This window comes from Psychrobacter sp. M13, from assembly GCF_030718935.1.
Taxonomy (GTDB): domain Bacteria; phylum Pseudomonadota; class Gammaproteobacteria; order Pseudomonadales; family Moraxellaceae; genus Psychrobacter; species Psychrobacter immobilis_G.
Genome location: NZ_CP132194.1, coordinates 2,880,655 through 2,895,577, shown reverse-complemented (window position 1 = coordinate 2,895,577; position 14,923 = coordinate 2,880,655). Strand labels below are relative to the sequence as shown.

11 protein-coding genes are annotated in these 14,923 nt (G+C 43.5%); 2 read left to right on the top strand and 9 right to left on the bottom strand.

What is annotated here, in order from left to right:
- Position 1: 1 nt before the first annotated feature.
- Positions 2 to 943, bottom strand: coding sequence for a D-2-hydroxyacid dehydrogenase (locus tag Q9G97_RS12235; RefSeq protein WP_305899036.1), 942 nt, complete (start codon positions 941 to 943; stop codon positions 2 to 4).
- 383 nt (positions 944 to 1,326) lie between these two features.
- On the opposite strand from Q9G97_RS12235, the gene rapA reads away from it, so the two are divergent.
- Together rapA and Q9G97_RS12225 are read left to right on the top strand one after the other, a co-directional pair.
- A complete protein-coding gene (gene rapA / locus Q9G97_RS12230) occupies positions 1,327 to 4,245 on the top strand; it encodes an RNA polymerase-associated protein RapA (RefSeq protein WP_305899035.1) in 2,919 nt (972 codons plus the stop codon).
- Positions 4,246 to 4,635: 390 nt separating this feature from the next.
- Positions 4,636 to 5,538, top strand: coding sequence for an acyl-CoA thioesterase II (locus tag Q9G97_RS12225; protein WP_305899034.1), 903 nt, complete (start codon positions 4,636 to 4,638; stop codon positions 5,536 to 5,538).
- Positions 5,539 to 5,763: 225 nt separating this feature from the next.
- Here the strand turns inward: Q9G97_RS12225 and mutY are convergent, their stop codons facing one another.
- From mutY to Q9G97_RS12185, 8 genes are all read right to left on the bottom strand, one after another.
- Positions 5,764 to 7,038: an A/G-specific adenine glycosylase gene (gene mutY / locus Q9G97_RS12220; protein WP_305899033.1), complete on the bottom strand. Its 1,275-nt coding sequence runs from the start codon at positions 7,036 to 7,038 to the stop codon at positions 5,764 to 5,766.
- Between the two features lie 201 nt (positions 7,039 to 7,239).
- Entirely contained in the window at positions 7,240 to 7,668 is a 429-nt protein-coding gene (locus Q9G97_RS12215; protein ID WP_305899032.1) for a PIN domain nuclease, read from the bottom strand.
- Positions 7,665 to 7,880: a type II toxin-antitoxin system VapB family antitoxin gene (locus tag Q9G97_RS12210; RefSeq protein ID WP_305899031.1), complete on the bottom strand. Its 216-nt coding sequence runs from the start codon at positions 7,878 to 7,880 to the stop codon at positions 7,665 to 7,667. The genes Q9G97_RS12215 and Q9G97_RS12210 overlap by 4 nt, the downstream gene beginning before the upstream one ends.
- A gap of 313 nt (positions 7,881 to 8,193) precedes the next feature.
- Positions 8,194 to 8,694: a hypothetical protein gene (locus Q9G97_RS12205; RefSeq protein ID WP_305899030.1), complete on the bottom strand. Its 501-nt coding sequence runs from the start codon at positions 8,692 to 8,694 to the stop codon at positions 8,194 to 8,196.
- Positions 8,695 to 8,878: 184 nt separating this feature from the next.
- Positions 8,879 to 9,517 (bottom strand): LysE family translocator, encoded by a 639-nt coding sequence (locus tag Q9G97_RS12200; protein WP_201570370.1) that lies wholly within the window; start codon positions 9,515 to 9,517, stop codon positions 8,879 to 8,881.
- Positions 9,518 to 9,541: 24 nt separating this feature from the next.
- Entirely contained in the window at positions 9,542 to 10,498 is a 957-nt protein-coding gene (ylqF, locus tag Q9G97_RS12195; RefSeq protein ID WP_305899029.1) for a ribosome biogenesis GTPase YlqF, read from the bottom strand.
- Positions 10,499 to 10,631: 133 nt separating this feature from the next.
- Positions 10,632 to 13,754 (bottom strand): DUF2339 domain-containing protein, encoded by a 3,123-nt coding sequence (locus Q9G97_RS12190; protein WP_305899028.1) that lies wholly within the window; start codon positions 13,752 to 13,754, stop codon positions 10,632 to 10,634.
- A gap of 245 nt (positions 13,755 to 13,999) precedes the next feature.
- Positions 14,000 to 14,737 carry a dienelactone hydrolase family protein gene (locus tag Q9G97_RS12185; protein WP_305899027.1) on the bottom strand — a complete coding sequence of 246 codons (738 nt, stop codon included), beginning with the start codon at positions 14,735 to 14,737 and terminating at the stop codon, positions 14,000 to 14,002.
- Positions 14,738 to 14,923: the final 186 nt, after the last annotated feature.

Here is a 14,923-nt window from a genome sequence, read left to right as displayed (position 1 = left end):
ATTAGCTATTCTCAATAAACTCAGCCACTTGCTTGCTTAAAATATTCCACAAAGTGATTTGCGCACTTTCGCTACCCCAAGCATTATGCGGGCTAAATATCACCCGTGGATGCTTGCTAAGACTGTGCAGTGGGTCGTCAGCAGCGATTGGCTCTTGTTCAAAGACATCGCTACCATAACCGATAATTTGCTCACTGTTGATGGCATCGGTTAGCGCTTGCGAATCGACGATACCGCCGCGTGCGACATTGATGATCAAGGGCTGCTTGTGCATTTTGGCAAGCGTTTCTTTATCAATGAGATGTTCAGTTTGCTCAGTTAATGGGCAATGCAAGCTAATGACATCTGAGCTCGCAAGCACTTCGTCGAATGCCGTATAGTCGCCGTTGCGCGGCTCGCGACCTTGGTGTTCCGCCCATAATACTGTCATGCCAAAAGCACGGGCAATGTCGGTGACGCGTTTACCGATAGTACCCACACCGATAATACCTAAGGTTTTATCCTCTAGATCTATCAGGGGTACATCGAGCAGACACCAGTTGCCATTGTCTTGCCATGAGCCGTCGATGACTTTGTTATGATAATAGACACCTGCACGCATCGCATTAAGCATGAGCATAAAGGTATGTTCAGGTACGCTCTTGACTGCATAGCCTGCAACATTTAATAGGGTGACATTATGGGTTTTGCAGGCATCTTGATCGACATTATTCATACCTGTAGCCGTTAGCTGAATGAGCTTCAGCTTGGGCAGCTTGGCAATCGCTGCTGCGCTGATCTTAACTTTATTAGTGATAATAATATCGGCATCACTACAGCGCTCGATGATAATCTCGTCGCTATGTTCAGTATCTTCATAAGTGACGTAATCAGTGATACCCGCTGGTACTGGTAAGTCTAAGTCTTGAGAAAATGTTCCTCTATCTAAAAATACAGCTTTCATGGTTATTCCTTAAATATTTATTTTCGGTAAACATCAGCTCATGCTATAAACAGTGTTGTGAGTTTTGTAGTCAATGTAGCATAAGAAGGCACGAACGAGAACCGCTGACTATTACACTTATCATTTAACAGCGCTTATAATTTGGCAGCACTTATGAATTGATAGCATTTAGACTTAATGGCGCTCAGAACTTGGTAAATAGATAGTCTCTTGAAAAGTGAGAATAACGCACTCATCTAACCGCTAACGTTATATAATGGTTCGGCTTTTGCGCTGATTAACTTTACACTTATTAGTTTTGCGTTTATTAAATAGAAATAGCCCAAACGTATCATTATTACGACTTATCTTCTTCTTAACTGAGTACAAAAAGACACTGCCCTATGACTATTACTGCCGCCTCTCTGCACAGCTCCGAATTCGCCGTTGGTCAACGTTATTTATCTGATACTGAGTCTGAACTTGGCTTAGGTGTGGTCATCGATGTCGATGATCGCTGTGTACATATCTTATTTCCACAGAGCGAAGAGATGCGCGTCTACGCCAAGATGTCCGCGCCTTTATCACGAGTCATATTCAAAGTTGGCGATAGTATCTGTGATCAACAAGGTCACAATTATACCGTCACTGATGTTGATGAGGTGATGGGTGTGCTCAAATATAGTGTCGAAGATGATGAGCAAGGCACTGCTATAAAGCCTATCATGGAGACCCGTCTTGCCGCTAATATTACCCTAGCAAAGCCGCTTGAGCGCTTGCTGGCAGGACGTATTGAGCGCAGCGACTGGTATGATTTGCGCCAAGATATTTTGCGTATGCAAACCGCGCTGGCAGGACATCCGCTCAAGGGTTTTATGGGCGCGCGTGTTGATATTATTGAGCATCAGCTGTATATCGCTCATGAAGTCGGCAAACGTATCGCGCCACGCGTATTACTCGCGGATGAGGTCGGCCTTGGCAAAACTATCGAAGCAGGTTTGATCATTCATCAGCAGCTCCTCACAGGTAAAGCTGAGCGGGTGCTGATCTTAGTACCTGATAGCTTGCAGTATCAGTGGATGATCGAGCTACGTCGACGCTTTAATCTCAACTTTGCGCTGTTTGATCTAGTGCGCACCGCCGCGATTAAAGAGCATGATCCTGAGCAAAACGTCTTTGCAACCGAGCAGTGTATTATCGCAGGTATGGACTTGTTGCTTGATCATCATGATCTGTACGATCAAGCGATGGAGGCAGGTTTTGATCTGTTAGTCGTTGATGAAGCGCATCATCTGCATTGGAATGAGGCTTCAGGCGGTAATGAGAAATATGATTTAGTTGCTGATTTTGCGGAAGAAACGGCGGGTGTATTATTGCTAACAGCGACGCCCGAACAGCTTGGGGTTGAGAGCCACTTTGCTCGTTTGCGCCTGCTCGATGCCGATCGCTTCGATGACTTAGAAGAGTTTATCGATGGTCAAGAGGCTTTTGCTCAGACGGCTTTGGTAGCTAGTACCTTAATAGAAGATGAGCCGTTAAGCGTTAATCAAATAGCCGCGTTGACCCACCTGCTTGAGGTTAGTGACTATGAGCTAGCGGCGATCAACGAAGACGAGAAACTGCGCACTTATGCGCTCAATGAATTGCTGGATCGCCATGGTACGGGCCGAGTGTTATTCCGTAATACTCGTGAGAGCGTTAAAGGCTTTTATGGGCGCACAAGCCGAGCACATCCGCTACCACTGCCAGATACTTGGATAGGCAGCTATCAGACCGTTGGCAAGTTGCGCGAGCAGTTATGGGGTGAAGAAAACCAACCCGATGGTAGCTGGCTTGAGGATGAGCCACGCGTCCCGTGGTTGATTGATATTCTAAAGGGCGAACTGCGTCAGAAAAAGGTGCTACTCATAGCGCGTAGTGGTGCGACCGTTGAGAGCCTGGAGGCGGTATTACGTCTACATGCTGGTATCAAAACTGCGATCTTTACCGAACAGATGACGCTACTTGAGCGTGACCAAGCGTCGGCCTACTTTGCTGATACCGAGGGCGCGCAGATATTACTGTGCTCGGAGATTGGCTCGGAAGGGCGTAATTTTCAGTTTGCCAGCCAGTTGATACTTTGGGATCTACCTGCCAATCCCGATACTCTAGAGCAGCGTATCGGTCGCTTAGATCGTATCGGACAGACTGAGCAAATTACTTTGCATGTGCCTTATATTGAAGGCACCGCGCAAGAGCGTCTGTATCACTGGTACAATAGTGCGCTCAATATCTTTAACCAGATATCTCCAACCGCGCAAAGCGTACAAGAGCAATATATTGCAGAGTTAAAGCCGCTGCTAGAAGGCATAAAAATAGAATGTGCGGATACGTCTGATAACCAAGTTATTTTGCAAGATCTTATTGCGGATGCCAAGCAAACCCGCTTAGGTCTTGAGTCGCAACTGCAAATGGGTCGTGACCGTCTCTTAGAATATAACTCGTGTCGTCCAAGAGTGGCAGGACGTATCGCGAACGCCATGCATGACTTTGATGCTAATAATCTATTGCCGCAATTCGTTGAGCGTTTTTTGGCATCAGCTAATATCGATTATAGCGTGCAGCGTGATGGCTCGTGGGTTATCTCACCGGTCGATAGCACTGAGATTAGTGACTATATCGAAGGTCTACCACTGGGCGACGAGGACGGTATGACCTTGACCTTTGAGCGTGAACTGGCTCTACAGCGTGAAGAGATCGACTTCGTTACTCATGAGCATCCATTGATGCGTGCGATCTATGAGCTGGCGAGTACCAGCACCTTTGGTAATACGACGGTCGGTATGCTCAAAAGCAATGCTATGCCACAAGGTATGGTTATGTTAGAAGTGAACTTTCGCGTAGAGGCTATCGCGCCCAAGCTACTGAATCTACCTGCGACACTACCTACGCAAAACATCCGTGTATTCATTAGCGAGCAAGGAAGCGACTTATCGAGTCGTATCAGTAGCGATATGATCATGCCGCACATTGAGCGCTTGGATAAAAACCGCGCGCGTCAAGTCATCAAAGCGCGTAGTGATGTGATAGAGCAGCGCTATTACGAGGCTGAGGCCATCGCCCGTGCGCAATTGCTAGATATTGGCGAGCAGGCGAATACTCGCTTTAGCCAGCAATGGTCACGCGAGGTCAAACGCCTCAAGCATCTGCAAACGATCAATCCCAATGTGCGAGATACCGAGATTGAGCGCTTAGAGCAATTGCAACTGCAAGGTGAGCAGGCGCTGGCGACTTTATCTTTAGTGCCTGATTCAATCCGCGTGCTGGTATCAGTAAAGCCTTAAAATAGTCTAAAAATAAAAAAGAGATACTAGCTAAGTATCTCTTTTTTATTGCTATGGCTTTTTATTAAAGTTACTAGTACGTTTTATAGTTTGGCTATTTTGCAGTATAAAATAAAACCCAAACGGTCAGGTTTATTTGCCCTTTTGATCATTCAATAACTGGCTAACCGTGTCAATATTGGGTAAGATGTCCGGCTTTAAAACTAAGCTTAGCGCTAGCAAGACTTATAGTGGATAAGCTATAAAATACGAGTTAAGTTATTAAAATAAAAGTTATTATTTATTGATTACCCCTATTATAGTGATCGCTTTGAGTATCGTTATAATCAAATCATTGCGAATGTTATCTATGTATAAGCGAGCAGTATTCATTGAACGTAAGGAAGTTTTATGCCCAACCATGCGCAACTGATCTCAGAGCTACTGGCGACTGTAACGCTTATCGAAGTCAGCCCTGATGTATTCGAAGGTAAAAGCCACGACTATGTCGGTGCGCGTATCTTTGGTGGTCAAGTATTGGCGCAAGCGATAATGGCCGCAGCTCATACGCTTGATGAAGATAAGCCTTGTCACTCCCTGCATGGTTATTTTTTGCGCGGTGGCGATATCGATCAGCCAGTAATTTATCAAGTGCGTCGCTTACGTGATGGTCGTAGCCTATCAGCGCGTCAAGTCACTGCCATTCAGTACAAGCAAGCTCGCGGTAAGCCGCCTGTTGAGCAGGTGATATTCTCGATGATTACCTCGTTTTCCTCGATGGAGGAGGGCTTAGAGTATCAAGAGGATATGCCAGCTTATCCACCGCCTGAAGATCTGGCAACTGAGCAAGAGCTCAAAGAAGACTATGTTGGCAAAGTACCAGATGCTCTAAAATCGCGTTTTATGCGTCATCGTCATGTTGAGATCAAGCCCGTCAAATCGCGTGATCCTATCCACCCAGAGCCAATGAAACCTAAACAGGCCAACTGGTTACGCATTCTTGAATTGGGCAAACAGCCGATCGCTATTCAGCAAGCGCTACTGGCGTTTTCCTCTGATTATTATCTGGTTGGCACAGGACTTATGTCACATGGTATTAGCTTTATGACCAGTGGTCTGCAAGCGGCTAGTATCGATCATTCGATGCACTTTCATCGTGATTTTGATCTAAATGAGTGGCTGCTATATGATATGTGGAGCGATACCACATCCAATGCGATGGGGCTTAATCACGGTCAGTTTTGGCAAGACGGTCATCTGGTTGCAACCGTACAACAGCAAGGCTTAATGCGGCTTAGAGTGCCAAAGTCTTGATTTAAATGCTTTATCTTTGAAAATACTCATGGTTTTAAAGTAGGTTGGTGTGGAGCTTGCGACACCCAACTATTTTCAATCTATGATAGAAAATTCTATTTAAAGAATTTTCCTTGCGAGCCTAATGAAACAGTGCTTCATTTTTACGGCTCTCAGGGTCTCATCCCTCGACGCTAACCTACGGTAGTCCATAATAAATTGAGAGTTAAGAGTGGAATTTTATTTTTAGCCCTCGATAATCTTCACCATAGCCCGTGGCAATCCTAAAGTCTCTTGAGCTTCACTAGCATTTAACCAATTCACATTGATCTCAGCGGCTTGTAATATCTTAGTTATTTCTTGAGCCTGATGATCATTCAGGGTTAATTGCTGCGGGGTTAAGTACCAATGAAAATGGGTTAGCGAATGCTTAATAGGTGCAGGGGCATCGGCAAATAAATCATGAGTCACTGACTTTGTGACCAGCTCATTCTTCGCTAACCATTCATCAATAATTTGCTCAGCGGTAGTAAATTCTGTCTCATAAACTTGCTCATACGCTTTAACATTGCTCGCCACTTTTGACGGCTTATCTTCGGCAACTGTATTAGCCGTCTTGACAGCACCTTCAATCTTTTTTATAAACGCTAATGGTAAGCTCCATAACCCACCCCAAATACCGTTATCAGGACGCTGTAGCCATAATACCTCACCATTGCTGTTTTGAATCATTAAAGCATTACTAAACTTGCTAGGCTTGGGTTGTTTTTTTGCTTTGACAGGATAATCCATCTCGCGACCTTGCGCATGAGCTAGACAATCCGCTTGTAATGGACAGGCCGCGCAGTTTGGATTACGACGCACACATAAGGTTGCGCCCATATCCATCATGGCTTGTGCAAATAATCCAGAATGCTCAACAGGCGTTAAACGTATAGCTAGTGCCCATAATTCTTTGGTGGTCGCCGACTTCATAATATCGCCATCGATAGCCGCCCAGCGTGTCAGCACTCGCTTGACATTACCATCACAGATGACGCCGTAACCATGTAACCCCATCGCTACAATCGCGCCAGCGGTCGAAGGCCCAACCCCTGATATTGCCTCCCAACCTTCTAATGTCTGCGGAAAGTCACCAGTGTCATCAATAATCTCAACGAGTTGCTTTGCGCCTTTATGCAAATTACGCGCTCGCGCATAATAGCCCATGCCTGCCCAATGCTCGGCGATCACATCCCACTCTGCCGCTGCTAAATCCTGTACGGTCGGAAATGAGGTCATAAAACGAGCAAAGTAGGGCAGTACGGTGGTGACTTGGGTTTGCTGGAGCATGACTTCTGATAGCCAAACAATATAAGGATTAGGCATGTCGGTTTGGTGCTGTTGCCAAGGCAGATCATGGCGACCGTTGGTGGCGAACCATGCTAGTAGGCGTGGGGCAAAGGTATTGAGAGATTGGGTAGAATGAGCAAAGCTCTCTTCTGAAGATTTGTATTTTTCGCTAGGTTTTGTTTTGGTCATAGATTCGGTCTTGGCAGGTAAGGTGCGCCCTGCGCACCGATAAGAAGATGTTTGCTGATATTTATACTTTTTCTATTAGTTTATATTAGGTTTGTTAGACAGCATATAAAGTCGTTTTATTATCAGCGAAAGCTATCTAGGGTATGAGCATATATAGCTAACTAAACAGTGCGCTGGGCGCATCCTACGCACTAAGTAATACTAATGGGCTTTAATATCCAGTGCTGAGATTAAACCGAGATGTTTTACAAAAGGAGTAAAATCTTTATCACTAAAAAGCAGAGGAATTTGGCTGTCGATACAAAACCCAGCAATCATAACATCATTAGATTTACGAATAGTTATGCCTTTTTTGCGAAGCTCTCGATAATAAGACACATAACGGATAGCATTATTCTTACCTAAGATATCATAACAGGTGAGCGTATTTAGCGCTGAAAAAGCCTGCGAGTAATGCTTATCTTCTCTAAATCCTTGCAAGACTTCCATCAAAATAATGTCTGTAATACCGATTTTTGATTGCGACAACAGGCTATCTAAAAGGTCGGTATGTACGGTTACGATACCATTAAAGTAATCTATCCAAACGCTAGAATCCACGATAATTGTAGGCGTGATGTTCGGTCTCATAGAGAGGACTCAGTCGTATTGATACCTTGACGCATTTGGTCTAAATCACTATCCCACTGTAGTTTGCCACGTAGCTGTCTAATGCTCTGTTGTTCATGCATTTGCACTAGTAACTTTAGTCCTTGCTCAACGGCTTCTCTCTTGGTTTTTGCACCAGATAAGCGCTGAGCGTCAGATATTAGATTATCGTCAATATGTATATTAGTACGCATAAGGATACTCCTTTAACGAATGTGTATGATTTATATTTATTATACACATAAACAGATATTTTTGATAAAACTAGGCAGAGTATTTTTGTAAAATTGGAAGAGGTAGCGACTGGTTTTTTTTGAGTCATAGATTTAGTCTTGGCAGGTAGGGTGCGTTCCACGCACCGATGACGAAAGCGTTTGCTAAAATCTAGAGTTATATAAGTGTTCTGTATAAGGTTAATTAGATTAAATATAAAGTCGATTTATTCATAGTGAAAGCTATTTAAGGTATGAGCATATATAGCTAAATAAACGGTGCGCTGGGCACACCCTACAAATGGTTTGCTTTAGATATTTTCTCTATGTATAAGGGCTGCATAACGTCTTCAAGATTATCAAGCTCAAAGACTACTTCGTTTTTTCTATATTTATAGAAAGTAAAAGTAGCAAACTGTCCAATCTCATCGTCTTGGAAGCTTATTAATATAGTACAACTGATGTGAGGAAATTCAGCAATCCATTTTTCTTTGAATTTTCCAGAAAATATAATAGATTGAATGAATGGGTCTTGGTCGGTAAAATCTTCGATATGAAATTTATTAGTCGAATACTCATAACCTGAGAAATCAACAAACTGCTCTTTGATATCTTCCTCTTTTATTATAAGCCTATCGTAATTAGAAGGATAAATACTTTTTAAGAAAATGCAATCACCTACAAGTATAAAACCATTTTCTAAAACAGTATTTAATTTTTTATCTAGTTTAGTTTTTTTAATTTTAGCTTCGTTAAAGTCTAAATAGTCTGACATAAGTATATTTGTATATATCAAAACTTAACCTCCTTATAGCAAGTAGGATGCGTTTCAGCCAATTATAAACATGGTGCAATGCCGTAGGGTGAAATTAGCGCAGCGTAACCCGCCTACTAACCAATGCTATCAACGGCGGGTTACGCTTTATCAAAATTCTTGCTAAAAATTTTATAAAACTAACCACACCCTACGTATAAAATTTCTAATTAGATGTAGCAGCTAACTTTATTCCTAAACTAGCAAATATTGTTCCTACAGCTCTATTCAACCAAAGACTAATCTTTTTACTACTTCGAACTTTAGAAGATATTTTATCTGCTGCAAACACGTAGGCAAACTCTACAATAATGGCAACAGTAATAACCATCAATCCTAAGTAAAAAAGCTGAAATGACGGTGAGCCTGCACCTTCACGAATAAACTGGGGTAAAAATGCCATAAAGAATATTGCTACTTTAGGGTTCAAGATATCGATATATACTCCCTGTTTAAAAGCTTTGAATGCAGTCTCTTTGCTCTGGTTAAGACTCAACTTATCATTATTTAGCTCAAAACCTGATGACTTAAAAGATTCATAAGCAAGATATAAAAGGTAAGCTGCACCAGCATATTTTACGATACTAAAAGCTAATGCTGAGGAAACTAAGATAGCTGATAGACCAATAGAAGCAATAAATACATGAAATAATGCCCCTGTACATACCCCGATTGCTGAGGCTAGTCCCACTTTTTTGCCATGTCTAATAGTTTTAGTCAGGATATATAAAAGATCTGGTCCTGGAGCAATGTTTAATGCGAAGGCAGCGGTTAGAAACAATAACCAAAAATTTAAATCAGACATATTTTCACCCTATTCTTAAAATTCTTACTTCCGATTCTTGCGCGCCCGCAATTTACGTTGATGCTTTTCCTCAAGCTTAGCTTTTTTACGCTCTGCATCGGCGAGTCGTTGCTCAGCGACGACCGCTTCTTCCGCCTCACGCATTTCAGGGGTTTCTAGACTGATGCGACCTATCGTGCCACTACGTAACTCGTTGACCAGAATTTCTGACATCCGATAAGTATCGACTTGATTACCTGCACGAATACAGCCACGATTGCGACCAGCGATTTCAAAAAATTGCCAATCGGTCTTAGGTAGCTCGTCAATTTTATAGCGCGTTTTTAGCAGTTCAGGATAAGCCTTCAATAGATATTCTGCGGTATAACCCGCCACATCATCGAAGTCAAAGGCGGTATCACGAATACCACCAGTAGCGGCTAAGCGATAGCCTGAATTAGCATTTTCAACTTTTGGCCAGAGCATACCAGGCGTGTCATAGAGCATAATGCCACCGTCTAGTTTGATGAGCTGCTGAGACTTGGTGACGGCAGGCTCATTACCTGTTTTGGCAACGGCACGCCCTGCTAGGGTATTGATAAGGGTGGATTTGCCAACGTTGGGAATACCCAATATCATTGCTTTAATTTGGCGACCTGACTCGGCTTTATTTGGCATAAGGCGCTTGCATAGCTCAACAATACGATGGACGTGATCGGCTTTATTATCATCAAAGGCGAGCGCTTTGACACCGTTTTCTTGCTCAAAATAATCCATCCACGCTTGAGTCATCTCAGGATCAGCCAAATCGGCTTTGTTTAAAATCTTGATGACAGGTTTTTCACCACGTAATGAGGCTACCATTGGGTTTTCACTGCTATACGGAATACGCGCGTCAAGCACCTCGATGATGATATCCATCTGTGGCATGACTTCTTTGACTTCGTTACGCGCCTTATTCATATGTCCTGGGAACCACTGAATATTTGCTTTCTTATCCATCTGCTTTTACTGCCTTTTTAATAAATAATTTGCTAGTCATAGACAATGCGTCCAGAGTAGCTGTGGTGCCCAGTTTACTACAGAACCCAAGCTGTCACGTTATAATTTCTCCATGAAGTCTGCTTATGGCTTGTCACTTGTTCTGTTGTTCAATATCGTCCATTATTTCACTCTCTTTTTCATGCTCAGGTGGCAGTGGCGCAAGATAACCAATCAATAATATCAAGCTACCTGCTACTAAGAAGGAGATGACGCGCAAAATAGCGCCTGTCTGTGATAAGTCGACTAGCACCAGTTTGAGTACTACTACACCGAGTAAGCCAATACCCATAAACCACCAAAAGCGCTTACCGTTTCGGCTCGACATAAAGGTGGCGACAAGGGCGGTCAGCGTCCATAGTATCGTCAAACTGGTTTGTACTTTATCATCACTCCAAGCGCCATCATTCCACAGCGGCGTGCCATTAAAGGCGTGCAGCGTACGTATTAGCATACTTGAGAGTACCCAAAAACCAATGATACCAATCACTCTAAGCAGGAGATTTTTAAAAATAGTTTTGTGTTGATGAGCGTGCGCAGTACTTTGTAAAGCGCTATTATTTTGCGATAAAGCATATACTTTTAGACCATAAGCCATTGCCAGTAGCACTGCGATATCATACAGGTTTAGCACAGGAATATAAGGTAAGTCCCAGACGATACCATCGTGATACCAGTTAGTAATAACGACCCAGATGAGCAATAGTGGTACGAATAGAGCGCTACATCCCGCTAAGGCTTTATGCCAATCAAACCAAGGCAGCATGCCTGCCAAGTGACGCTCAGCAAATTGCATCAATACAATCAAGCACAGACTAATGATAGCGACGGTCACCACCCCATCTGCGTCCGACCAACTATAATAGACGGCTGCCGCTAATAGTAAGATACCAGTCGCCAGCCAGCCGGCGTATTGATATGCAGCGCTATTTTTAGTATTTGTCTCATTACTAACATTATCAACATCAGCAATAGTACTAGCATCAGCATCTTTATTGATGACAAGCTTGCTATACCACGTTTTTAGCCATAGCTGAGCGATAATTAGCCAGCCGAGCAAAAGGACGGTAAAAACTGCCCAGTTTATAGCGCTCCATTGATGGTCAAACTCGAACTTTTGCGGTAATTGCAGTACCAGCGCTAGATAAAATAAGCTCAGTAAGGCGTGGCTAAAATAGCGAACCTCCGCCCAAGTGCGATAACGATTGATTAGCCAATAAATACTCAAACTAAGCAAAGTCGCTAGTGCTATTAAAGTCGTTGTTGCTAATTGCCAATGCTCAAACCACTTGTTAAAGTCGTTGATTAAAACGTAAAGTGACCAAACGATAGCTATAGCAGTTAAAAAGCTTATAAAGGCAGGACTGCGCCATACCACATTGAAGGCAGTGGTTTGACGGTTGATACTCATAAGCCACTGCCGAGCGGCTTGAGGGCTGATACCTAGAGCACTTGCGTATTTGGTTACCTCACTATTGATGTCATCTAGATTATTATTATCAATAGTATTGGTGGTATGAAGAATATTGGCATCTGCTTGCGAGTTGGCATTGAACAAGACATTAGGCGAATTGCTGGCTCGCAAAATAAACACCACACTAAGGCTGGCGATAGCGGAGAGTGACATAGCTAAAGTGGTCGCATCGCCAAAAAAGGCGTATAAGAATAACAATCCGACACTGGCTATCTGTAATAATAGACCAAAGATCACGAGCCACGCGCGCAGCGAGCGCCGTCCAAACCAAACCAGCGCTACGCCCTGAATCGACCAGCCAACTGCAATCCACTCAGCATCAAAAGCTAAGGGTATAACTAAGGCCAAAAAGCCAAACCCTAACGCCAGCATTCCCTCAGTAATGAGCGCATAGCGCTGACTGCGACGAATGAGCGACCAGCCCAAGCCCAAATAAATAATCCCTAGAATGGCACTAGTCATGGTTAGCGCATGCTCAATATCGTGCAATAGAGCAGCAAATAGTCCAAAGGCTAATACGGGTACTGAAAACAACAATCCTACATCTATTGGGTAGAGATAGAGGTTATTGCTATGGCTATGCACAGGTTTTGAATTGGTGTTGAAGGCAGTTGCAGCCGTTATAGAATTAGCGGCTTCATAATTAACGTTATAGATAATAATCTGCTGAGTATAGCGTATCGCTATAAATAGATAGAGTGCCAGATGCATTGCAACCAATAGCACCAGTGACCAACGCTGCGCATCAATCTCGCTACTTACACTGGCAAAACCACCGAAGTAATAAGCCAGACCAAAAGTCACGGCAACGCCCAAGATATTCAACACTTTCCAAGTACGGTAATGAGCGATGATGGCGACGGCGACGTTTAACAGCAGATAATAGCTAAATAATGCCGTCAAGCTACCTGTATCAGTTGCCGTCAATAGAGGCGCAAAAAAACCACCGCCCAAGGCTAACAGCGCTAAAGGAAAAGCGTTTTGACGGATGGCTAAGCCGATAGTGAGCGCCGATATCAGCCCTAAAGCAATAAAGCTAGGTACGCTGGCAAGTACCTCATAGACATCGTAAGCAAAAAAGGTCGTCAGGTAAGCGATGGCCAAGCCTGCTCCTTGCAAAGTGATACCGTAGGCAAAGCGCTTGATCGCTAATTTCAGACCCAAACCTGCCAGCGCTAATCCTGTGACACCGATAGCGATAAGTTTGGACTCTATAGAAATCTCGACATAATCGCTGACTAAGCGTAGCAATAAAACCACACCGATAAGTAATACTAAAACGCCAACACGCACGACTAAGTTACCCCCTAAGAACCAGTTTTTCAGCGAGTTAAATAGGGAGGTGACGATAGGGAGCGAGTGCTCATCTGGCTCCATGATTGGCGTAGCAGAGGCTAGTTGACTTGGTACTGGCTTTTGATCAGCGAGTGATGTTTTTATATCAGTAGTATTATCTACGAAGTGCTCACTTAGCACAGGGTTGGTCTGCTCGTCAGCACTAATCCTAGTCGGCAGTGGCGGTGGTAATATTGGTTGTGGCGCTGCTGTGCTGGATGAGGTCAATGGGGTGGTATGATTAGCAATGGAATCTGGGGACTTTAAAGCTTTAGCATTATCTTTGTGCTGTTGCAGCTCAATTTGTAGCTTCGTTATATCACCGCGTAGTTGCTTAAGCTGTGCATTTAGCTTTTTATAAAAGACACTAGCGATGATCAGCAAAATAATAATCGAAAACCAATCCATTGTAGACCTCAATATGTTCTTAATACTTATTATCAAGTATTCTATCTTACAATGCGGTGACGATGTTATTTAAGAAAGACGTAAGTCCAGCTACGCTTAGCACATAAAAAAGCAGAATATAATTAATATACTCTGCTTAGTTTTTGTAGGGTGTGCCCAGCGCACCAGTGCGATAATATAAAAAATAATTAGTGCGATAGAGTGCACCCTACGCCTTTAAGACAGGATGAAAAAGATAGAACAAACTAGCCCAAGTTAGCTTTCATAAAGTCCATCATTTTATCCCAGCTTTGCTTGGCAGCGGCCTCGTTGTAACCTAAATCGGCATCATTATCTGCCGCGCGTTTATCGGCTTGTGGATTGGTAAAGCCATGCTTAGCATCGTCATAGACATCGACGGTATAATCGACACCTGCTGCCTCCATCTCTTTTTTGAAGCCCTCTACTGCATCCATCGTTACCATAGAATCAGCACCACCATGCGCAACTAATACTTTGGCGGCAAAGTTTTTATCCGCAGGCTGCTTTGGTGATAAGTTACCATGGAAAGTCGCGACAGCTTTGAGAGGCATACCCTCGCGCGCCATATCTAACACGACTTTACCACCGAAACAAAAGCCAATCGCGCCAACATTATCACCATTGACACCCATCTGATCGCTAAAGTCATTTAAGATCAGCTGACAACGTGCCATCAGCATATCTTGGTCAGCGAGCACTTGCTCCATCCACATATTCGCCATTGCCGCGTCGGTGGTGAGTTTACCTTCGCCAAACACATCCATAGCGACAGCCGCATAGCCCGCTTTTGCTAAGCGCTCAGTGACTGATTTTGGATGCTCGACCACGCCCCACCATTCTGGCGCTACTAAAATACCCGTGACTGGATTGTCATTGCTGGCGCTCTCAGGTAGTGCGACATAGCTGATTAGCTGTACGCCATTTTCAGTGGTACTGATTAATTCAAAAGTCTTGATAGACATATTATTATCCTTTTTTTAGTGCAGTTTTTAGTAAGGTATTAACAGATGATTCTATATATTAATACCTTACCTTTTATTCAACCGTTCTACCTTAACGCCCAAATCACGTAAAAACAGCTATAATACTGTAACGCTCGTTATCAAAATGGTTGCTACTTATCCCATTGTTTCCTACAAGCCACCTAT